Here is a 22,265-nt window from a genome sequence, read left to right on the forward strand (position 1 = left end):
ATGTATTGATTTTTTCGGTAAAAATATTCTGGGAGATTATTAGCTGCAACCGAAAAATCAACAAGCATTTTCTTTAGCGATTTTCTAACAGATTTTGCATCTAATTGTGAAATCCTGATTTATTACATATTCTTTTTACCTTGTTAATATCTGGTATACAATATTTTCACTGTTCATTGTATCCTTTACATTTAATTATTTTTGGAATTGACTTTACTATTCTCGCTTTACGGGTTTTTGATTGTTTTGGCTGAGAGAAATAAAGTAAATATCCCCTTTGACGACCAGGAGTTAATTTCTTGAAAGCAACCTTAAGTTCATGGTTATATGCAAATGCTTCTTCAAGTTCAGTTGGCATATAATATTCGGAAGTCTTCTTCATTTTAACTTCCAACCCTGCTTTTTCTACTTCAATAGCTTCAAAAATATAGGCTTTAATAGTGGGTTTTAAATCTTCTATTTGCTGTACACTGGTAAATCTAACCTGGCGAGCTGATTGCACATTTTCTGTTTGCTGAATCAACAGGCTGTCAGCGTCATTAAGTAAGGCACCTTTATGAAAAAATAAAGCGCAATAGTCTTTAAAGCCATGAATTAAAACTATGTTCTTGCCCTGAAATGTATAGCATGGATGCATCCATTTGAAACCTTCTTCAAGTCCACAACCCAAACAGATATCTCTTAATAGTTTGGATTCTTCTTTCCATTGTTTTGCTTTATTAATGTATTTATCTACTTTTTCCATTTCCCTTGATCTTTAGCTGCTTTTATTAATTTGAGCCCACGATCTGTCATAAGCCCCTGTTGCAGCATGCTTTCGGCACGTTCTATATTGCGGGCACTCCAATTGCTCCTTTTCGGGTTTCTCGGTGAAAATGTTAAGTAATAGCTTTCGTCATCTCTTTTCTTGCATAAGCTATCAATCCAACCAAAACATAGGGCTTCTTCGGTGGCTTCAATTAAGCCAACACACTCTTTCTTACTATTCTTTTTATGAAGAATTAACCAAACTGCCTTTACTGTTTCGCAGTTTTCATTCAACCAATTTCGCCATTCTGCCCTTTTCTTAAAGTACACTGCTGGCTTATCGTCCTTTATTTCCATTAAGATTGTTTCTTATTATTCAATACTTCTCAATAATGCGTGTCGGTCTTATTCTTCCACTTTTTGGTTAAGAAATTTTTCAATCATTGGAACAATAAGTTCGTTTTCTTTAAAGTCAGCATTTATCGTTGTGATTTCTCCAATATACTCTCCGTGTCCACCCGGAATAATTGCTAATTGTGAGTTGGCCATTTGCCTGTGTAATTCAATGGCGTGTTCTGGTGTAATAATATCCTTATCGCCTATAATGATTAAAGTTGGTGCTTTGATGGATACGATTTGTTCATCGGGTATGTCCTTAAAATTTATCATTCGTTTTGCATCCCTGTCATGCATCCGTTGTAGTCCTGTTGAATCCTGTGCCACCTGAAGATAAGCTGTTTTTAACTGTGGTGGCATATTGTCCAGCGTGGCATTTTCCATAAATCCCCAAAACCAGTTTGGAACTCCATGGCGTTTGACTAATGCAGATCCAATTATAAGTTTATTCACCATTTGAGGATGTCTGATGGCTATTTGAATTGTGGTGGTGCCACCATTGCTAAAACCAAAAAAGTCAGCTTTGTCAATTTGGAGGTTTTTAAGAAGTGATGCCACGTCATCCGCATCTTGTTCAAAGGTTACTTCCGTGTTTCTATCCTCTGTTCGTCCATGGGCTTGAAGTTCCATGGCGACCACTTTCCTGTCTTTAGCTAGTGAGGGAATAATTTTCCCGAAGTTTGACTGTATCGTTGAGCCTCCACCATGGATGAGCACAAGTGGTGTGCCTTCGTTCTCCCCATATATCTCATAATACATTTTGAGACCGTTCACTTCTGAATATCCATTTGTAAAAGAAATAGGATCTTCAGCTGTTTTGACTTTATGGATATCTTTCTCACCTGATCCGGCAGCCTTGTTGCATGCTGTCCCAATAGCTACCAATACAATGCATAAAAGTAAGTGCTTCACCTGTTTAAAGTATATATTTTCCATTTTACTTAACATTTTTTACTAGAATATCTAAAGAATGTTGGTTGTACATTATACCAAGGATATTATCAAAAGGGTCTATTACAGAGGCTGTTACAAAAGTCATTTTTCCACCACTTCTGTCGGTTATCGGCTCGTATAGTTTTGCACCTCTCGAGACTAAAGCATCCAAAGTTTGTTGAAGCTCGTCAACGTGCCAATAAACAATTGCTCCACCTACTTCATTTGACGCATTTTGTGGAGCGTACTTTCGGTCAATAATGCCAAGTTCGTGCTGATAATCACCAAGCCTGAATTCAATATAGCCGGGAACATTGAAGTAAGGTTCCATTCCTAATACTTCACTATACCACTTTTTGGCTTCTTCCAGGTTATCCGCATACAAGCTAATAGTTGCAAGTCCCCTTAATTTTATCTTTTGCATATTTTAGTTCTTTATATTAATTGTATTTTTTTATGAGTGGGCCCGTAATATCATGATAATATTGTTACAGCTAATAATATTAATGAAGGCAAAACCTTTAGAAATGCTTGTCCGACTACAATGTGTGAAATGGCTGTGATACCTAAAATTTTCCAAGTTCAAAGGATAGACAATAAATATAGCGGGTAACCAAGTTGGGAAACTATTTCATTGTATCCACCAATTTGTATCTGTTGTTGTACGCCTCCAGCCAACATTCCCAGGGAGAGAAAGCCGGTGGTGATCCAATAAATGATTTTAACTACCCGTCCGCTATGTGTGTATTTTATTTTAGGTGTCATGGGTGTTAGTTTATTAATTTAGATACTATTTCCTGTAATCGATTATGTGCCAAATTGATGCCTTGGGCAAAGGGCAGTTTTAGCATGTTGTCCCTGTCTGCAACTGACCTGAAAACCATCTTTATGATCAGGTTACTTTTAGACTCATCAACACTTTCAAAGTCCAGAAACTCGAGTTGAACCGGAAAGCCTGCATTGTCCATTTCAAAAGTGCGTGTGATACTTTGGTTTTCTATAACATCATGGATAGTGCCGTTGGCACTAAATACCACGTTTCCATTTTCGTCTTTGGTTTCAAATCGATAGCAGCCGTGAGGTTTGTTCTCTAATTTTAATACTTTGTTGCCCATCCACTGCTCAATCAACTCTGCTTCAGTGTAGGCTTTGAATAGCAAATACACCGGTAGGTCAAATGTTCGTGTAATTAAAATTTCTTGTTTGCCATCTATGGCATTGACTTTCGTTTTTTTCTCCATTGATCTATTTTTTTGATTGGTATGATTTCATGACTTGCTCTAGTTTGTTGAATTTATCATCCCACAGTTTTCTGAATGGCTCAATAAACTCAGCTATTTCTTTCATTCCATCGGGATTTAACTGATAGTAAATTTCCCTGCCTTTTTGCTCTTGCTCTAGGATTTCACATTCGGTAAGAATTTGAATGTGCTTGGAAATGGTTTGTCTGGAATAATCAAAATTTTCTGCAATAGCCGTGGGTGTCATAGCACTGAGTGCAACTAATGAAATGATTGCCCTTCGTGTAGGGTCGGCTATGGCTTGAAATACGTCTCTTCTTAATTTCATTATGCAGTTATTTGACTGCAAATATATACGCAGCCATTTAATTGCACAAATTAATGTAGAGATAAATTATTAGGTCAAATGTGATGGAGTAAACACCCATAGCGCCAATTTGTAACTGTTGCCTATTTCTTTTTCAAGAAGCATAAGCTTTTCTAGCTTGAAAATCCCTAACTGCTAAATCCAAGAACCTAAGTGCCACGGTTTTAATCTCTTCTTCCTTCTGCTTGATCACTTACAGCTTTTTGAGTAAATCTTCAACCTGAATTAGTACCTGCTCATCATAGCCCAGGGCATCCGCAGATAAATCTAACCTATTAGCAATCGCTTTAAGCACATCTGCAGGGAATGCTTGTACCCGGCTTATATCGGAATAAGTTTTTCAGATTTACACCGTACTTTCCAGAAAATTCTTTCCCAGAGAGTCGAATTTGCTGTCGTATAATCAATAACGACTAAAAGCAGAGAGTATATTCTTAAAAGTGCAATAATCGCTTATATGTTAAACAACCCCTGCCCTACCCTGAAAGCGTTAACGTTAATTAAATTTAACGCTTATATTAGTCAACACTTCCGATAGTTCAAATTTTATTTATCGCCATTAATACAGCTTTAAGATATATTTTTTTCCAAATTTACCACTCAATGGGTAAATTTGAACCATTTGATGGTTAATTTTGGAAAAATAGCTACTGGAAAATTTTTTACAGAATTCCTCATTTGCTTTTATAACCAACGGTTTTCCTTAGTCTTTTCTTAGCATATTTTCATTGCACAATAATAACACATATTGCACATTCTTCTTTTTAACTTTTTCGCTTTTCTTAGAATTAGAATTAAATTAATATTAAGTATAATAAGAACTATACTTAATATACTTTTTATATGTTTATTTAGATTATATATTATGATATTTTCTTTATTAATGATATTTTTAGTTATTAGCATTATTACTATATGATTGGAAATAATTATTACATATTATCCTTTTTTACCATACTAATCTTACCAAAAGAATGATTTTAACATTTGTAAATAATAAGGGAGGGGTTGGAAAAACAACCAGCGTACAAAATATAGGCGCATATCTCTCCAAAGACCATAAAGTACTACTAGTAGATATGGACCCACAAGCCAATTTGACAAAAGTGTTCGGGTTGAATCCAAAAGAGTACAGAGGGGAAAGCATCGGAGAAGTACTGCTACAAGAGAAAGCAGTGTCAGATGTCAAACTCGAGGGAGAACTAGACTTAGTACCTGCATCTCATCATCTAGAGCAAGTATCAGGTGTACTAACCCAACAGGCCATGTTTCATACTAGACTAAAGAAAGCACTAAAGGGAAACCCATACGATTATGTGCTTATCGATTGTCCTCCTTCACTTGGTCCGCTTACTACCTGTGCCATGTATGCTTCGCAAATGTACTTTGTACCAATGCAAGCAGAATATTTAAGCTATGAAGGATTAGCAAGGTTATTAGAATATGTCGGGGAGATCAGCGAAGAAAATGACACTCAACTCGGAGGTGTATTTCCTACAAGATATAATCCTAAGGCGAGAGGGCAGGGGAGACACTACTTGGTGGACCTAGCCAGGGAGCAATTGGGGGAAAAGTTCATGAATACCTTTGTTAGAGAAAATATTGCACTCATGGAAGCACAAGGCAGTGGTAAGACGATATTTGAATATGATGAAGAATCAAATGGAGCAGTAGACTATACTGCTGTAGCAGAAGACATTATCAAACGAACAAAAGTAAGCGTATGAAACTGAGCAAAAATAAAAATAGTAGCAAAAAACAGCTCAACATGGTTACCAGTGAGCTAAAGGAAGTTAGCAAGACTAATGAGAAAGAAGTAAAGGAAATAGAGTCAGAAGAAGAAAATATCAGAGTTACTGCTGGACTACCAAAAAGTGTACATGAAAGACTTTTAGACCTAGCTTATTTTGAAGGATTGACCCTAGAAGAAATAATGCAGGAGGCTGCTGAAATGATTCTTGAGAAATATAATCCTAAAGAAAGGCCCCAGAAAGTAAAGGAGAGAAGAAAAAAGCCAGGAAGACCAAGAAAAGAAAGTAATAATCAGTGGTAACTATACCCAAAATCCTCGAGCGCAAGGGCAACTCGTTTTTTGAAAATATCATTGCTAAAAAGTCATCTAAATGAAGAATATGGAAATAAAGTTTAATTAAAAAGTATTAACTATACCCAAAATCCTCATTGATTTGATGAAGGCCATCACAACTATGAAATCGAACTATACCCAAAATCCTCGAGCGCGGAAGTGATTTATTTTTGATAACACAACAAGTGAAATAGCTTTGAAATAAGATTTGATGAAAGAATACCAACTATACCCAAAATCCTCGAAAGACATTAAAACTTTTAAAAGACTTTTGAAAATATACTTTTGAAATACTATAAGGCATAACAGGGCAAACTATACCCATTTTCCGCATCATCTATACCCAAAATCCTCGATGCTAACCCCAAAATCCTCACCAACTATACCCAAAATCCTCGAGACTTTTCCACACTGGTTGCTTTTATTTAGGCCGTTTGACTAATTTGCTGTTAACCAAACCTAAGCTATGCGCGACAAGATAGCCAAGCAACATAATGCCATTACTCAGGCCAAGTACCAGATGTCAGGTCTGGAGCTTAATCTGTTTGCCTGTCTTATTGCTATGACCGACTTGGAAACCGAAGATAGACAAAAGGTCATGATTCGTATCAGTGATATAGAAAATCTAGCGGGCAAGAGATACAGATTGCAGGATTATGATCAGGCATGTGCTATGCTTCATACAAGAACAGCGGTTATTGATTACAATGGTAAGAGAAGAAGGTTCAACCTAGTAATTACTTCTGAGCTAGACGACGAACGCAGACAGATCTTATTAGAAATGCATCCTGATATTAGACCATGGTTTATCAATCTTGATAAATACTACACTTACTATCAGCTTTCCATGACCTTGAAGCTCCCTAGTAAATACAGCAAGAGAATCTATCAGATGGTCTGTCAGTACAGAAGTACCGGTGTAATGAAGATTGGTCTGGAAGAGTTAAAAGAAAGGCTAGGAGTGCTCTCTCAGGATCAAAAAACAGGTAAGTGGGAAGATCTATACCCTGTAACAGGAAAGTTCCAACAGCGCGTCTTAGATAAAGCCTGTGAGGACATTAACACCACCACTGATATGCAGGTAAGCTATAAACCTCTGAAAACAGGTAAAAAGACCACAGCTTATCAGTTTAACATCAAACACCGTCCTAATCAACAAACTATTCCTTTTGAAGGAAGAGAAAATATTGCTTCCTCAATCCCTGTGGGTAATAATAAATTACCATATCCTGCTGGTTCACCTGCAGAAGTTCGCCTACCTGCTTACCGTCTGGCTCCATGGCAGGTAAAACGTATTTTAGAAAGCTTTGATAAAAAAGAAATAGGTAAAATACTATACGCGGTGGACCTTGCTTTAGCCGATAAAAAAGTAAGTAATTTAGGAGCTTACACAGCTGCACAATTTGAAAAGCATAAAGCTATTGGCATTTTTAATCAGAGTAAAACAAAAGCTGAAGTGGTCAATTGAATTCTCATCTCTTGAAGAGTAAAGAGTAGCATTACTCGAACTATTACAAATTCGACTAATAATCAAGCCTATTAGTTGAATGAGCACTAATTCCAAGAGCTGTCTTTTCCTTAATAATTCTCAAAAAACAAACGAATTATAATATTTTAGGAGTTTATTCCCAAAATATTATGTTTATTTGGGAATAAATGGAGAGAATGATTGTACAAAGAACATTGCTTACCAATATTGAGCAAGTATTATTTAAGGGGAAAGCCATCTTGCTCATGGGACCAAGACAAGTAGGAAAGACCACTTTAATGGATACTATGTTAGCAAAACGCTCCGAAAAAGTTATGGTACTCAATGAGGATGAAGCTGATGTTCGGCAATTACTGAGTCAAACTACTTCTACTCGTCTTCGCTCTATTATCGGCAATAGTGAAATTGTCGTTATCGATGAAGCTCAACGCATCTCCGATATTGGCATTACTCTTAAATTATTTACTGATCAGATTAAAGGGGTACAGGTTATTGCGACTGGATCTTCAGCCTTAGAACTGGCAGCTAGCATTAATGAGCCTCTTACTGGCCGTAAGTTTGAGTTTATGCTCTTTCCCTTATCCTTTTCAGAAATGGCATCTCATCATGGGTTGCTAGAGGAAAAAAGATTGGTAGAACATCGCTTGATCCATGGTTACTATCCAGATATCGTTACCAGTCCAGGACAAGAAAAAAAGTTGCTAAAGCTTTTAGCGGATAGTTACCTCTATAAAGACCTACTGGCATTAGGCCAACTTAATTAACCAGCCTTACTAGAAAAAATTGTAAGTGCATTGGCTTTGCAGATAGGTAGTGAGGTATCTTATCATGAATTGGGGCAGTTGGTAGGGGCTGATAATAAGACAGTAGAACGCTACATAGATTTGTTGGAAAAAGCCTATGTGGTATTTCGTCTACCCGCCTACAGCCGAAATGTGCGTAAGGAGATCAAGAAAGGAAAAAAAATCTACTTCTATGACAATGGAATACGCAATGCAGTAATAGGCAATTTCTCCCGATTATCAGGCAGGACCGACAAAGGAGCCTTGTGGGAGAATTTTCTAATGAGTGAACGTTTGAAGTTTCTTCATTATCATGACATAGAAGCTAAAAGCTATTTTTGGCGTACCACACAACAGCAGGAAATAGATTACATAGAAGAAAGGGAAGGTAAACTATATGCTTATGAATTTAAATGGAATCCAAAAGCCAAAGTACAATTTCCTAAAACCTTTCTGAATGCTTATCCGGAGCATGAAACGTATAGTATCAATCAAGAAAATGTAGATGAGTTTATCATTCTGTAGGTAGTGCTTAAAGTAGCTCAATATCAAAATAATTATCATAGTTCTTTATTAGATATCCTATTTGATTTATGCAACTTTTTGTCATATAATTGAGTATGATTAGTTAGTATTATTAAATAATAATAACATGACTGAAAGAGCAACATTTTCCTTGGATGAAGAAGCTTATAACTTTCTCAATAAAGTAGGGGGAACTAATAAAAGCGCTTATATCAATGAACTCTTAAAAAGAGAGAAGCAAAGAAAACTAGAAGAAGAACTGCTGAAAGCCAATCAGGAGGAAGCAGAAGATGCGGATTATCAAGCAGAACTTAATGAATGGGATGCTACATTATCCGATGGTCTTAGCTCATGATGTATAAACAGTTAGAAATACGTTGGATAGATCTAGACCCTACCAGAGGAGCAGAAACACAGAAAAAACGACCCTGTGTCATTCTACAGTCAGATATGGTCAATCGGGGAAGTCGTACCGTCATAGTAGCTCCTATTCTTCCTGGTCACAAACCCTGGCCCTTTGCAGTAAATGTCAGCCCTACTAAGGCCAATGGTCTGGATAAAGACCGCCACATTAATGTCAAACAACTCAGAGCAGTAGATGTGTCTAGAGTAGATAATAAACAAGGGGCATTGGAAAGCAGGTATCTTGGACAGATAGAAGATGCTATAAAAATTGTATTTGGCTTAAGTTAAAAGGACCGAACGTTAGTAACCTGAACAAAGAATTACCACAGATAGGAGATAATTCTTTCGTATAGATTGATTGATCTAAACAATCACCATAAATCAAAAGTTAAAAGAGAGAACATGAAAAAAGCCCGGCAAAGTGCCAGGCCTTAGTTCATTTCCATCAAGTAAACAGCCCAATTGTTATTCCAGTGGTATAGTTTAAAAAATCAATATGCTAAAGTTCAAAAAATCTGGAATCACAATCTTACCTGAACAGTTTCCAATACCGTGCCCATTGGTAAAAGTGCCAGGAATGGGCTCTTTTTCAAGTCCACTAAAGCGATAATTCCCCACCGCTGTAGAAAAAACCCATCAGTTCCACAACTAGCATGTCAAGAAATAGGGGAGGGGTCTTGATAGATAGTATTTTCTTCCTATAGGAAAAAGGAAGGTTTTTATGATAATTTTCTGCAAGTCAATTTGGCAGCATTGAAAGTTATAGATTTCAGCAGCTTCAAGCTTTGATGAATGAAAAGCCATGTCATGTATACCTTTTCACACTATGAATGCTGTACCGGGTTTTGGCACTAGGCTGCCAAAAAAAATACCAAAGCAATTGCCATAAAGAGTAGAGTAGGAGGGAAGGAGTTAGAAAAGGAGGCTTTTTGGGTACATCTCACAATCAGAAGTATTAACAGTAAATTATCTATACCCTCCTTCCTTCACTGATCCTCTCGAAGGATGATTAAACATATCATCTATAGATAAAAATTTGTTTTGAAATTATTGAATAAAAGGCTTTTATACTTCAGGATTACATTCCGATACTGTAAAATTTTTCTATTTTTTTCTTATCGTGTACGTACACAATTAAAAATTTACTACTTTACAAGTAATTAAATTGTTTAGTTAATAATTGACTAGTCAGATCCCTTCAGGAAAATTTCTTGAAGGGATTTTGTTATTGAGGGTGGACATTTACTGTAAATATGTTGATACCTGCTTCTATGTAGTTATATCTATTTTGACACTACCCCACCAAAGAGCTTATTGCTACTGCCTAATCTCTCTTCCAAAACGAGAACCTTTGGAGCTTATTTACCCATAGTAAGTTATTTTATGATGAGGCTAAGCCATTGTTTACACCCATTTTGGGTTAGCCAATTTGGCAACATCTTTTATAATTTGTCAAGAGTAAATCATCAGTAAGAAACTTATTTCAGTCATTAATTGTATCTACAGTTAATTTTATAAAAAGCTACTCTAATAAGGAGAAAAACACTTCTTTAGAAATGCTGCGGGCAGAGTTTCAGAATTCAAATATGCTATTGCTTTTTAGGCATACTCATTGAATAATATGCAATGAAATCCTCATTAGAGAAAAAAATCACTTTTGGCTTAAGTCTGTCTTTTGAATTCTTATGCACAACAATTTTTTTACTACGTATTCATGAATTGTATAAACCCTAAAGAAAGAGTTCAACTCTTGTTCTCTGAGAAGTCGCCTCAAGCCTTCCTCTTTCCTGGAATATGGATTGTATCTGATGATCTTTTAATAACAGTAGTACTGCTGTTGATCATTTACCTGTTGTGAAAAATGAGAAAATCTAGAATAACAAAGAACAAACAATTAGAAACTGGAGAATGGCTCCAAGATGTACAACAGCTAGCCAAGATAGGCCTTTGGGAATACACTTTAGCTTCAGATAAACTGGTTTTCTCAGAGCCGCTGTATGAGCTTTGGGAGATAAATCCAAACTCCCAAGGCACACTTAGCTCGGAGCAGCTTCTTAAAATGATACATTCAGACGACGTAGAAGAGGTCCAACAGAAATTTGAAAGTTGTATTCAAGAAGGCAATGCTTATCAGGTGGAATACCGTGTGTTGGTAAGTGGACAGCAAAAATTCTTTGAAACCATTGTCAAACCAGGAAAAGAGGGTGACAGGGTGATAAAGGTCAGAGGTATTACTCAGGACATTACTGAGCGTAAGCTGGCAGAAGAAGCATTTGCTAGGTCAGAAAAACGTTTTGCCAGTATATTCCGCTTGCACCCCTTACCAGTAGCCATTACCCGTTTAGCGGACGGTAAAATCATTGAGGCCAATGATAAAGCGCTGGAAGTCTTTGGCTTCACTCGTCAGGAGATTCAGCATGCCACGACCTTAGGATTAAACATCTGGGCAAACCCTCAGGATAGAGAATTCCTACTGGAGAAGTTAAAGCAGCAATCTGCTTTACAGTTTGAAGCTACCTACCGCAACAAGGAAGAGAAGGAATGGAATACAATCACCAATGTGGAAGTCATAGAGCTGGATCAGGAGCAGTGTATGCTAATCATACTCCAGGACATTACCGAGCGCAAACAAGCCGAAGAAGCTATCAAAGCTTATTCTGAGCAGCTGGAAAAAGTGAATGCTGGAAAAGACAAGTTCTTCTCCATTATAGCCCATGATCTGATGAGTCCGGTGAATGGGATTATGGGTTCAGCAAATATATTATCTGATCAAATTGAAATGTTGAATCAGCAAGAAATTAGAACATTTGCTGATAGTATTTTCATTTCAGTGAAACATTTGAAGAGATTGCTAAGCAATTTATTAGAATGGGCGAGAATCCATTCAGGGGATATAAAATACCAGCCCAAAGAAGTGAATCTTCACCTGATAGCCAGGGATGTGGTAATGTTACTACATGATAATGCACAAAAGAAAAGGATCAGTCTGCACAACATGTTGCCAGAAGATTTGATCTTACAAGCCGATGAGAACATGCTGCATTCCATGTTAAGAAACCTGCTTTCCAATGCTATCAAATTTTCAAACTTTGGAGGCAAAGTAGAGATAGAGGGTAGACGTCTATCCAACCACCTACAGATAATGGTGTCGGATAATGGTGTTGGTATGAGTGAGTTTGAGCAGCAGCAATTGTTTCAGTTAGGTTCCAAACATACCACCTTAGGTACAGCCAAAGAAAAAGGCACGGGTTTAGGCTTACTACTCTGTAAAGAATTTGTTGAAAAGCACAAGGGAAGCATAGATGTAGAGAGTGAAGAAGGGAAGATAACCACCTTTACTATTACTTTACCTATGTAGTACAGGATGTTGTAAAGTTTAATATTTGATAGTTATTTATTTATGTAAAATGTCCAATCGTATGGGTTTATTGCAGAGTAAAATAAACTGACGTATTTCACATGATTGATAATCCATTTTTTGAATAGATCAAAGATGACATGCTGATCAGCACCGAAGAAGGGCCCATTATTGTAAACGAATTGATTAAGAGCATGTTAGGAAATTTTATAATGTTCAGTAGCTGATGCGCCATATTACTTGTATTAGTCAAGACTTCCTCTGACAGTCGAGGCTTTTTAGATGCGTTTTTTAAGGCATAGCATTCTTGGAATGATCATCGTTTTTAGAGGGGCTCGTAGGAGCCCCTTGACCATTCCAGTCAGTCAGATTATTCCTGGCGGGTTGCTCGCCAGCAGGGCCCGCTTCCGCTTCGTCTGACACAGATAAAGGTACAAAATTTTGATATTGAGTGTGTAACATTTTCTCTTTTGTCAGATGAAGGGAGTCTTTCCAGGTTTGCATTGGCGCCACCGCGGCCCGGTCCTTCCAAAGCAATACTTTCCAGTATGTGTCCTCTGCGTATTGTAATGCTCCAGCCACAGGTCTAAGTCTTTCTGTAACTCATCAGTACTTTGGTAAACCTTTTTTCGGAAAGCAATAGCATAAAATTCGTCCTGCATGGTACGATGAAGTCTTTCGCATATCCCATTGGTTTGAGGGCTTTTTGCTTTGGTTTTGGAATGATCAATGTCCTCAATTGCCAGGTAAAGCTGATACTCGTGATGCTCTCGGTTGCCACAGTATTCCGTGCCACGATCTGTTAAGATTCGCAGTAGTGGAATCTCATGCTGCTCATAGAAAGGAATTACCCTGTCATTTAATAGATCAGCAGCTACTAACGCATTTTTACGGTCATATACCTTAGCATGGGCTACTTTGGTGTAAGTATCTATAAACGTTTGTTGGTAAATTTTACCGACTCCTTTGATATAGCCAACGTAATAGGTATCCTGAGCTCCCAGATATCCTGGATGGTGTGTTTCTATTTCTCCCCGGCATGGAATGCGTGTGCTATTTTCTCCTCCTTAGCCTTCTCCAGAGCCGCTACTTGGGCATCTGTCAAAATTATACCCTCTCTTGCGCCACTTTGGCCTCTAGAGCTTTAAGACGTTTAGGAAAAGTTTCTAGTTGGTGCCGTAACCATACAGATCGCACACCACCAGGAGAAACAAACACACCTCTCTTTTTTAATTCGTTGGATGCTCTGAGTTGGCCTAATGCAGGATGTTCTATGGCTAATTCAACAACTGCCTGTTCTACAGCTTCGTCTACCCTGTTCTTGGGATTGGACTTTTTCCTGCTGATTTCTTGAAGGGCCGAGCTTCCACCTTGTTCATAAAGATCTTTGAAACGATAGAAGCTGTCTCGGCTATAACCCATCACCTTGCAAGCTTGAGATACATTCCCTAACATCTCAGCTAGGTTTAGTAAACCTAATTTGTTTTTAATAACTTTATCTTCTGTAGTCATGGTATAATTATGTTTAAGTAATTGATTTGCTTCACATTCAATTTACTCAAACTGTCAGATTATATCTTGACTACTTCATATTACTATTGATATGTTGGCTAATGTTAAGAAGGATTGAGCACTTTCTATGGTACGTTCGTGATCTATCACCGTTCGCCGGAAGAAATTTAACCAAGCAAACGTCCTTTCCACAACCCATCTTTTTGCTTCTACGACAAAACCTTTTTTTCCTTCTTCTCGCACAGGCACTTCAAAAGTGAGGTTCTTTTCCTCTACTGCCTTCGCAAAAGTACCCCGATAGGACTTATCGGCCATAACTTTCTTTAAGGTTGGCATCGCCTTTTTGCAATTTTCCAGTAAGCCAACACCCCCTGGACTATCGTGGATATTAGCAGCATGCACCTGAGTTTTCCATATCCTTCCCAATACATCAACTAGTATGTGTCGTTTACGCCCATTCACCCATTTGTTGCCATCGGTGCCCCGCTGCTCAATTATCCTAGGGGACAGCTTAACACTCTGTGAATCAGATAGTCCCAAACTGGGGGTAGCTATTCGGTCTTGCTGTATTCTTTCTAGCATGTTCAAAGCCAAATTGATCTGTTCCAACGTCCCATCGCTTGTCCATTTTTCAAAATAATAGTAAACGGCTGACCATTTAGGAAACTGACTGTCTAAGTTACGCCACTGAGCTCCCGTCCTGGCAATCCAAAGAATGGCATCAAACACGTCTCTCAAGGAGAGTTCACGTTTTCTTTGCCAGTTTAAAAACGATTTTATAACTTCCCATTGGCCATCAGTGAGCCGCTCAAATTGTGCTTGCATATCTTATCAGTTTGGTTGCTAATAAGATAAAATGATGGCCATTTTTTCAAAATCTCAATCTCCTAACACGCTCTAACTTTTCAGTTTACTCATCAACCTAAGAAATCAGAACCCAGTGGCAGAACCAGAAATAGATTTTAAGGAGACCTTTAATGCTTTACCCGGTAACTTTCTTATTTTAAAGCCTGATGCTCCTGTCTATACCATTCTGGCAGTCAGTAACGAGCAGCTACAAATTACCGGCACAGAAAGAAAAGAGATAGTGGGTAAAAGTGTTTTTGAAGTTTACCCTGCAAAAGGAGAGACCCATACAGGATCAGGCCCAATAGCGCTAAGAAATTCGCTCCAGCATGTACTAAAGTACATGACTAAGGATTCAATGCCCATGGTACGCTATGATGTGCAAAATGAATCCGGCATATTTGAGCAACGTTACTGGTCAGTCAACAACAAGCCAGTACTGGACAGGGAGGGGCAAGTTGCCTACCTTATCCATTCCGCCATAGACATAACGGATAAGGTAAAATCCCTGACAGAGGAGTTACAAAGCGTTCGTGAAAAAATAGAAGACGAACGAAATCTATTGCAGAACCTGTTTAATCAGGCTCCAGTGGCCCTGGGATTGTTCACGGGGCAGGAGTTGGAAGTAGTTACCGCTAATCAACTTCTTTGCAACATGTGGGGCCACACTCCCGAAGAAGTGCTCAACCGACCCTTATTGGAAGGAGTACCTGAGCTTCAGGGGCAAGAATTTGATGAGCTGATTCGCCAGGTGCTACATACTGGAGAGCCCTTTATTGGCAAGGAGGTAGCAGCCCAGTTGGTGCGCAACGGAACCTTAGAGACGACCTACTATAATTTCGTCTATCAGCCATTGTATGATGAGCAGAGAAATATCCTGGGCGTGGTGGATGTAGCCATAGAAGTGACCGAACTGGTTCAGGCTCGAAAGAAAGTAGAAAAGAGAGAAAAAGCACTGCAGGACCTGAACCAGCAACTTGAAAACAGGGTCAGAGAGCGTACGCAACAATTGGAAATAGCCCATCAGCAAGCCGAACTGCAGTGGAAAGAGCTATTTAATTTGTTTGAACAGGCGCCCGTAGCCATTGCGGTTATCAAAGGACCAGACTATGTGATAGACCTTGCGAACCATAAAGTGTGTGCTTTGTGGGGACGTACGCAGCAACAGGCATTGAATATACCTTTATTTGAACTGCTTCCGGAAGCTGCCGGCCAGGGTTTTGAAGAACTATTAGATCAGGTAATGGCCACCGGTGAGCCTTATTTGGCTAAGGAGTTACCCTCTCAGATCAACCGCAATGGTAGACAGGATACTGTCTATTGGAACTTTGTTTACTATCCTTTTAGAGATGATCAGCAAGAGATCAAGGGCGTAACGGTGGTAGCGAACGAAGTGACTGAGCAGGTATTAGCCCGGAAGAAAATAGTGGAAAGCCAGAAAGAACTCAGGCGCTTTAAGTTCATGGCCGACCAGGCGCAGGATGCCTTTGTCCTGATTAGAAAGGACTGGACTTTTGCCTACCTGAATAAAAATGCGCTGGAGTCATGGGGTTACTCAGAAGAAGAAGCCCGTCATTTGCGGCTAGCTGATATAGAACCTACTTTTCAGGAAGAGCAGTTTGCTCAGATATTTGAAAAGGCACAAAAAGAAAGTATTCCTCCGGCTGAAACCTGGCATAAACGAAAAGGTGGAGAGCTGTTTCCCGTAGATGTGAATGCTGTCGGACTGGAGTTGGATGGCGAACCTTATGTTTTTGCTATCGCTCGGGATATTAGTGAACGCAAGAAAGTAGAAGAAACATTACGTTTGAAAAATAAGGAACTGGTCCATATAAATAACGACCTGGATAATTTCATCTATACGGCCTCTCATGACCTGAGAACTCCAATCACCAATATTGAAGGTCTTATCATGATTCTGCTGGAGAATTTGCCTACTGAAACGCTGAAAGTGAAACTGGTTCAACAGATAATTGATCTGATGCAAGAGTCAGTAACTAGATTTAAAAAGACCATTGCCGTTCTCAGCGATGTTGTTAAGCTACAGAAAGAATACGAAGGAGATGTTGTTTTAGTAGATCTTGAAGCTGTGATGCAGGAGGTGCAACTAGACCTACAGCCAATGATCAGGGAATTTGGTGCAGAGCTGGAAATAGATCTTACAGATTGCCCATTCATTCGCTTTTCAGAAAAAAATCTACGTTCGGTAATTTATAACCTACTTTCTAACGCTATTAAATATCATTCTCCGGAACGCTTGCCTAAAATCCACATTCGTTGCGAAAGCAGCGGTGAATATAAGATATTGACAGTAAAGGATAATGGTATTGGTATGAGAAAGAATGGTCTGGACCAGATTTTCAACATGTTCAAACGTTTTCACACCCAAGTAGAAGGTACTGGTATTGGTCTTTACATGGTCAAGAAATTGGTAGTAAATGCCGGTGGCCATATTAAAGTAGAAAGCCAAGAGGGTGAAGGAACCACTTTCCGTGTATATTTTCCATCATAATATTCATCCACTCCCAGATTTGTACAGGATTTCTTCATCAACATTGGTTCTATACGGGTACTTCAATCATTAATAGCTCAATTCCTCGGGATTCTGCGGTATCGCCCACCATGTTCAAAATCTCATGTCTTATATTATAACTGAAGCACAAAGTAGTGCGAGAAAGGGACGTTTTTAAAACAGTACAAGTCACCTAATCTTATGATCAGGATAGTGTATAACTTTTTTGGTGCTAAATCACTTCTGAAGCCTATCCATAGTTGCAAAGCTACAGAGCAGAGGCAGATAAACCTTTTAATAAAAGAGAGGTTACAAATGGGAAAGCATTTTTTTAACTTATTCAGTAGCTTATTTTTTATGAAAACCTCCGTTAAATTTATCAATCAAGAGCAATCTAAGTTCTTTCCTACCTTAAGAAGCAGAGTCAACCAGTACTTTAAAGACAATAATATAACCCGGTACGGCAATCAGGAAATGGTCATCAAATCCGTGACGCTGATTAGCCTGTATCTTTTATCTTATGTAGCTATTTTAACGCTTCCACTAAATGCGTGGCTATTACTGCCTTTTGCTCTGTTGATGGGTGTTGCTAAAGCAGGTATAGGCATGTCAGTGATGCATGATGCCCTGCATGGCTCTTATTCTAGAAGTGCCCTGGTGAACAAACTCATGGGCAATACGATCTATATGCTAGGGGCCAATGCTTTTGTATGGAAGGTACAACATAATATGCTTCACCATACCTATACCAATATTCATGGTTTGGATGAAGATATCAATACTAAAGTAGTGATACGCTTGTCAAGACATGCACCTTTAAGAAGCTTTCACCGTTTTCAGCATATTTATGTGAACAAAAGTCGAGGATGGCTAACAGGAATTAGAAACAATGAGATGACTTATTACAGGAAGAGTTAGTTTAGAGCAATAGCAGGAGTAGCATTGCCCGCAGCAAATTATTGGCCTCTGTATATCTGTAAACACTTTATTTACCACAAGTAAAGACAACCCAATGAAAATCAATTTTGAAAAACGAGGAAAAGGCAAGCCTTTACTGCTGGTTCATGGCTTAGGAGGGAGTATACGTTCGTGGGATATCATCATTGATGACTTAGCCAAGGCGCGAGAGGTGGTTACCATTGATTTACCAGGGTTTGGAAATTCTCCACCATTGGCAGGAAAAGTATCTATTGGTACACTGTCTGATGCCCTGACAGATTTTTTAAAACAACAAGATCTGTTAGGAATTGATGCGGTGGGAACTTCAATGGGCGCACGACTGGTACTGGAAATGGTCAGAAGAGGAGGAATTCTCGGCGCAGTAGTTTCACTCGACCCTGGCGGATTTTGGCAAGGTTGGGAGAAACATGCATTTTTTGCTTCTATCAAAGCTTCCATTAAATTAATAAGACTTATACATCCACTATTGCCTAAAATATTGTATAACCCGGAGGGGCGCAGCTTACTGCTCTTGCAGTTTTCTACTAGACCCAAACAATTACCCCCGGACATTGCTTTAAAGGAATTAAATGACTATGTAAAAGCACGATCTTTTGATGAACTTTTGCGAAACCTGGTTTATGGAGAAGAACAGAAAGGCCTGTCAAAGGGAACTTTAGACAAACCCTTGGTCATCGGATGGGGGCGTAATGACAAGGTATGCTTCCCGAGACAGGCTAAAAGGGCTATGAAACTATTTCCGGATGCTCAATTACATTGGTTTGAAAACTGCGGACATTTTCCTCAATGGGACCAAACAAAAGAAACAGCGCGATTGATATTAGCTACCACCCAATAAAATTTAAATTGTCAGTTAATTCTTTAGCTTTTATAAAGCCTTTGAACTTCCAACTTAAAGGTTTGAGTAAGCATCGATTATAAAAACTAATATAGCTTTCTGTCCTGTCTGTCAAGGCATCAACAGAAGAGAAATTTCCATTCCTGATCACATGCCTTTGTAATTGGGGTATTCGTAGCATGCAGGTAATTCATTTACTCTAAGAAGACGCAAATCACAGAAATTAAACGTTGGTTTTACTACACACGCCTAATAAGCGACATTATACCCGGATATTGCTGTTTATTTTGCCGTGTAAATATTCAAAGTGTAGCAATCTCTCCAGTAATGAGTTTTGAAAACACCAAACCAGCATACACATGGAGAAAATTGCTGCCCTTAGAGTAAGTCATTTACCTCTACACTACGAATACCCCTAATTATGCCCAAAGAAAACAGAAAACAGCTATGGAGCGAGTTTGCATTATCAACAGAGAAATAGTAGGGTGTGAAAGGCAGGCTTTCAGAACAAGAGATGACAAAAGATTTTATCCTTCCTGATCTTCATTGTACATGCGAATATGGTTGATCACTTGTTCTAGTCCCTGCTGTATTTCAGAACCTTCAGCTTTAAGCTCATTGGCAGAAGTACCGGCTTCTATCTGCTGACGTATATCATACATTTTCTGATAGAAAACTTCCAGACCCAGCATGTTGAACAACATCTTAGCCTTGTGCATCACTTCTTCCAGTTGTTCAGCATCACTCTGCTCCAGAGCGTTGAAGTAATTGGTTTGGAAGGATTCCAGTGAAGTGATAGTCATCTCATAAAACTTTTTCTTTTTTTCTGGTAAACCATCAAAAGGCTCTTCTGCTTTAGCAAAGTCCGGTTCAAATCTACTTCTTTGCATATCCCTTTTTGTTTCTTGATGGACAGGTGTATCATCTGATATATCCTCTACCAGCACATAGGGTGCAATGGTGTTCATGAGCTGTTCAGGTTCAAAAGGCTTGGTGATGATGCCATTGAACAGTTTAGCATCAGCTTCTTTTACTTTGGTCAAAGAAGTGTCGGCAGTTAGCACGATGATAGGCACTTTAGCATAATGCTCATCCAGCTCACGAATCCTGCGACTGGCTTCCAGCCCATCCATCTCTGGCATGCGGATATCCATCAGGATGAGATCATACTTCTTCTGTTGTGCTTTTTCTATGGCTTCCAGTCCATTACTAGCTTCATCAGCCTGCAAGTCCCACCATTCCTCTAGATGCTGCTGCAAGACCATGCGGTTAAAAGCGGCATCATCCACCAGCAATATCAGCATCCCGGATTGTATGCTCTTCTTTACTGCCTGCTGAGACGGACCTGTCTCTTCTTCCGGCCTGAGACTTTCTTCACTGCCTATCTGCTGTCGGAGCGTGAAGTAGAACACAGAGCCTTTACCTTCTTTGCTTTCCACCTGGATGTCACTATGCATGAGTTGCAGCAGGGATTTGGTGATAGACAAGCCTAAACCTGTACCTCCATAGCGGCGCATCGTGGAGCTGTCACCTTGCGTAAACTTGTCAAATATATTCTGTTGCCTTTCTTCTGAGATGCCTGTTCCGGTATCTCTGACAGCAAAATGCAGCTCCACAATATTTCCTTCCTGCTTTTCCAGATGAATCTCCAGACTGATATTTCCGTTTTCGGTAAACTTGTTGGCATTGCTGATGAGGTTGTTGAGGATTTGTGCCAGCTTGTGCGGATCACTGCGCAGGACATCCGGTACATTCTCTGCAACTTTAAAGCTTAGTTCATTCTGCTTTTCTTCGGCCAGGGGGTGATGGGATTGCCAGATGCTGTGGACTAAAGTAGACAGGTGGTAATCTACATTTTCCAATTCCATCTTGCCTGCCTCAAGCTTGCTGTAATCCAGAATGTCATTGATCAGGTTTAATAAAGAGTGTGAAGAAAACTTCAGTGCATTGAGGTTTTCTAGTTGTTCCGAACGGGGATTCTTTTTGAGCAGTAGGTTGCTCAAGCCGATAATGGCATTTAAGGGGGTGCGTATCTCGTGGCTCATGGTAGAGAGAAACTCATCTTTGGCACTGGCTGCTTTTTCGGCCTGCACTTTGGCCTGTCGTAACTCCTCTTTCTCCTGTTTTTGTACGGTAATATCTCTGATTCCAAGCAATATGAATTGGACATGGTCAAGGCGGCGGGCGTTAAGCAGCATCACTCGTTTGCCGATCTTTTCAAATTCATGGGTAACTTCATAATCATTGAATACCTTGTTATCAGGCAGCACATCTTCAAGAAGCATGTGCAACTCAGGAATATTCCACTGACCGTTGCCAAGTTCATAGATCAGCTGATCTTCAGTATCTTGAGAATGCACCTCAAAGTGATTGTAAAAAGCTGGATTGGCTGATTTTACCCGTAGATCAGGGTGGAGGACGAGGAAAGGTTCATGAAGTGTTTCAATGATTTTTTCAGCATAGAGCTTCTCTTTTTGTAGTTTCTTATTTAAGAATTGTAGCTCTTCTTTACTTTTTTGATACTCCTTGCTGATCGCTTCTAATCGCTGGCGTGTTTCTTCCAGTACTGATTCAAGTTCTTTATCTTTCAAATCGGTTGTGGTTAATGAGCAGTATACTTTATTTAATGGGGTAGTCTTTAGCTAAGGTGATTTTGTAATGGAGTGTAAAAACCACATCATTGATATGGGTAAATCTATAGGTGTATAAGGAAGCCTTAAGGGCTGCTAATCCACCGTTGGAAATATCTACATCAGTGATTGTTAACACACTAAAGAGCTAAGCGCATGAAACTTTACCTTTATGCCAATGTATGTCTTGATATCATGCTGGCTCAACATTACTAGAAAAAAATAATTTAACTTAGACTTTAAACATAAGCGCTGAGTTGTCATCTTCAACCGCCATTAAAACCTATAAGTGCTTGGGTGCTTTGGAAGAACATTTGTCTTTTCATAGCTAAAAAAATTGATTCAGTAAAAAATGAATAAAGTAATGATCTTCCTGAGTCATATAACTATTACAACTTGCTTATGTTTTATTTGTTGAAAAAAGAATAGCAAAGACGGCAATGGGCAACCACATTAAGTCTTGAAGCTGCTCTTACTCCACTTTGGTTGTCCGGGTTGCTTTCCAACCACAGGCTTCCACAATACAATTGTATTTATTAATCAAATTTTGTGCCTATTTAATGGCTTATCCTGCAATGAGTCAACAGATAAAAATGAAATTCAGGGCGGAAAAAGGCATTTCATAGATTGTAATATTT

At 38.9% G+C, this 22,265-nt stretch carries 22 protein-coding genes and 2 pseudogenes; 12 read left to right on the forward strand and 12 right to left on the reverse strand.

All coding sequences use genetic code 11. The features are described from left to right. Positions 1-166 precede the first annotated feature (166 nt). The 7 genes from WJR50_RS30500 to WJR50_RS30530 form a co-directional block, all read right to left on the reverse strand. Positions 167-745, reverse strand: a complete 579-nt coding sequence (locus WJR50_RS30500; RefSeq protein WP_341297120.1) for a YdeI/OmpD-associated family protein — start codon at positions 743-745, stop codon at positions 167-169. Further along, positions 733-1,104, reverse strand: a complete 372-nt coding sequence (locus WJR50_RS30505; protein ID WP_341297121.1) for a YdeI/OmpD-associated family protein — start codon at positions 1,102-1,104, stop codon at positions 733-735. The genes WJR50_RS30500 and WJR50_RS30505 overlap by 13 nt, the downstream gene beginning before the upstream one ends. Positions 1,105-1,152: 48 nt before the next feature. Then, the gene (locus WJR50_RS30510; protein WP_341297122.1) at positions 1,153-2,079 is read right to left on the reverse strand and encodes an alpha/beta fold hydrolase; all 927 of its coding nucleotides are present in this window, start codon (positions 2,077-2,079) and stop codon (positions 1,153-1,155) included. Position 2,080: 1 nt separating this feature from the next. Beyond that, positions 2,081-2,500: a VOC family protein gene (locus WJR50_RS30515; RefSeq protein WP_341297123.1), complete on the reverse strand. Its 420-nt coding sequence runs from the start codon at positions 2,498-2,500 to the stop codon at positions 2,081-2,083. Positions 2,501-2,658: 158 nt separating this feature from the next. Further along, positions 2,659-2,841, reverse strand: coding sequence for a hypothetical protein (locus WJR50_RS30520; RefSeq protein WP_341297124.1), 183 nt, complete (start codon positions 2,839-2,841; stop codon positions 2,659-2,661). 5 nt (positions 2,842-2,846) lie between these two features. Then, positions 2,847-3,317 (reverse strand): SRPBCC domain-containing protein, encoded by a 471-nt coding sequence (locus WJR50_RS30525; RefSeq protein WP_341297125.1) that lies wholly within the window; start codon positions 3,315-3,317, stop codon positions 2,847-2,849. Positions 3,318-3,321: 4 nt separating this feature from the next. Further along, positions 3,322-3,645: an ArsR/SmtB family transcription factor gene (locus WJR50_RS30530; RefSeq protein WP_341297126.1), complete on the reverse strand. Its 324-nt coding sequence runs from the start codon at positions 3,643-3,645 to the stop codon at positions 3,322-3,324. A 1,013-nt stretch (positions 3,646-4,658) separates the two neighbouring features. Between WJR50_RS30530 and WJR50_RS30535 the strand changes: the two genes are divergently transcribed. The 9 genes and pseudogenes from WJR50_RS30535 to WJR50_RS30570 all read left to right on the forward strand — a co-directional run bounded on the left by WJR50_RS30535 (position 4,659) and on the right by WJR50_RS30570 (position 12,329). Next, positions 4,659-5,411 (forward strand): ParA family protein, encoded by a 753-nt coding sequence (locus WJR50_RS30535; RefSeq protein WP_341297127.1) that lies wholly within the window; start codon positions 4,659-4,661, stop codon positions 5,409-5,411. Further along, entirely contained in the window at positions 5,408-5,737 is a 330-nt protein-coding gene (locus WJR50_RS30540; protein WP_341297128.1) for a hypothetical protein, read from the forward strand. The genes WJR50_RS30535 and WJR50_RS30540 overlap by 4 nt, the downstream gene beginning before the upstream one ends. Positions 5,738-6,236: 499 nt before the next feature. Then, entirely contained in the window at positions 6,237-7,238 is a 1,002-nt protein-coding gene (locus WJR50_RS30545; protein WP_341297129.1) for a replication initiation protein, read from the forward strand. Positions 7,239-7,435: 197 nt separating this feature from the next. After that, positions 7,436-8,023, forward strand: a complete 588-nt coding sequence (locus tag WJR50_RS30550; RefSeq protein WP_341297130.1) for an ATP-binding protein — start codon at positions 7,436-7,438, stop codon at positions 8,021-8,023. 15 nt (positions 8,024-8,038) lie between these two features. Continuing rightward, positions 8,039-8,260, forward strand: a pseudogene (locus WJR50_RS34385) (DUF8612 domain-containing protein); the annotation flags it as partial. A 45-nt stretch (positions 8,261-8,305) separates the two neighbouring features. Then, the gene (locus WJR50_RS34390) at positions 8,306-8,566 is read left to right on the forward strand and encodes a DUF4143 domain-containing protein (RefSeq protein WP_510167122.1); all 261 of its coding nucleotides are present in this window, start codon (positions 8,306-8,308) and stop codon (positions 8,564-8,566) included. Positions 8,567-8,693: 127 nt separating this feature from the next. Next, positions 8,694-8,921, forward strand: coding sequence for a type II toxin-antitoxin system MazE family antitoxin (gene mazE, locus WJR50_RS30560; protein WP_341297132.1), 228 nt, complete (start codon positions 8,694-8,696; stop codon positions 8,919-8,921). After that, positions 8,918-9,259: a type II toxin-antitoxin system PemK/MazF family toxin gene (locus WJR50_RS30565; RefSeq protein ID WP_341297133.1), complete on the forward strand. Its 342-nt coding sequence runs from the start codon at positions 8,918-8,920 to the stop codon at positions 9,257-9,259. Before mazE ends, WJR50_RS30565 begins: the two co-directional genes overlap by 4 nt. Positions 9,260-10,832: 1,573 nt before the next feature. Beyond that, a complete protein-coding gene (locus tag WJR50_RS30570) occupies positions 10,833-12,329 on the forward strand; it encodes a PAS domain-containing sensor histidine kinase (RefSeq protein ID WP_341297134.1) in 1,497 nt (498 codons plus the stop codon). A gap of 291 nt (positions 12,330-12,620) precedes the next feature. On the opposite strand, the gene WJR50_RS30575 is transcribed toward WJR50_RS30570, so the two are convergent. From WJR50_RS30575 to WJR50_RS30585, 3 genes and pseudogenes are all read right to left on the reverse strand, one after another. Continuing rightward, complete coding sequence (locus tag WJR50_RS30575; RefSeq protein WP_341297141.1) at positions 12,621-12,911, reverse strand: hypothetical protein; 291 nt, start codon at positions 12,909-12,911, stop codon at positions 12,621-12,623. Beyond that, positions 12,851-13,841, reverse strand: a pseudogene (locus tag WJR50_RS30580) (IS481 family transposase); the annotation flags it as partial. The gene WJR50_RS30575 and the pseudogene WJR50_RS30580, both read right to left, overlap by 61 nt. Positions 13,842-13,916: 75 nt before the next feature. Next, positions 13,917-14,666, reverse strand: a complete 750-nt coding sequence (locus WJR50_RS30585) for an IS5 family transposase (protein ID WP_341297135.1) — start codon at positions 14,664-14,666, stop codon at positions 13,917-13,919. Positions 14,667-14,781: 115 nt separating this feature from the next. Between WJR50_RS30585 and WJR50_RS30590 the strand changes: the two genes are divergently transcribed. The 3 genes from WJR50_RS30590 to WJR50_RS30600 all read left to right on the forward strand — a co-directional run bounded on the left by WJR50_RS30590 (position 14,782) and on the right by WJR50_RS30600 (position 18,997). After that, a complete protein-coding gene (locus WJR50_RS30590) occupies positions 14,782-17,199 on the forward strand; it encodes a PAS domain-containing sensor histidine kinase (RefSeq protein WP_341297136.1) in 2,418 nt (805 codons plus the stop codon). Positions 17,200-17,556: 357 nt separating this feature from the next. Beyond that, positions 17,557-18,117: a fatty acid desaturase family protein gene (locus WJR50_RS30595; RefSeq protein ID WP_341297137.1), complete on the forward strand. Its 561-nt coding sequence runs from the start codon at positions 17,557-17,559 to the stop codon at positions 18,115-18,117. Positions 18,118-18,211: 94 nt separating this feature from the next. Beyond that, entirely contained in the window at positions 18,212-18,997 is a 786-nt protein-coding gene (locus WJR50_RS30600) for an alpha/beta fold hydrolase (protein WP_341297138.1), read from the forward strand. Positions 18,998-19,524: 527 nt separating this feature from the next. On the opposite strand, the gene WJR50_RS30605 is transcribed toward WJR50_RS30600, so the two are convergent. Then, positions 19,525-21,588 carry an ATP-binding protein gene (locus tag WJR50_RS30605; RefSeq protein WP_341297139.1) on the reverse strand — a complete coding sequence of 688 codons (2,064 nt, stop codon included), beginning with the start codon at positions 21,586-21,588 and terminating at the stop codon, positions 19,525-19,527. 28 nt (positions 21,589-21,616) lie between these two features. After that, a complete protein-coding gene (locus tag WJR50_RS30610; RefSeq protein WP_341297140.1) occupies positions 21,617-21,766 on the reverse strand; it encodes a hypothetical protein in 150 nt (49 codons plus the stop codon). Positions 21,767-22,265: the final 499 nt, after the last annotated feature.

This window comes from Catalinimonas locisalis (assembly GCF_038039535.1).
In the GTDB taxonomy this organism is placed as follows: domain Bacteria; phylum Bacteroidota; class Bacteroidia; order Cytophagales; family Cyclobacteriaceae; genus Catalinimonas.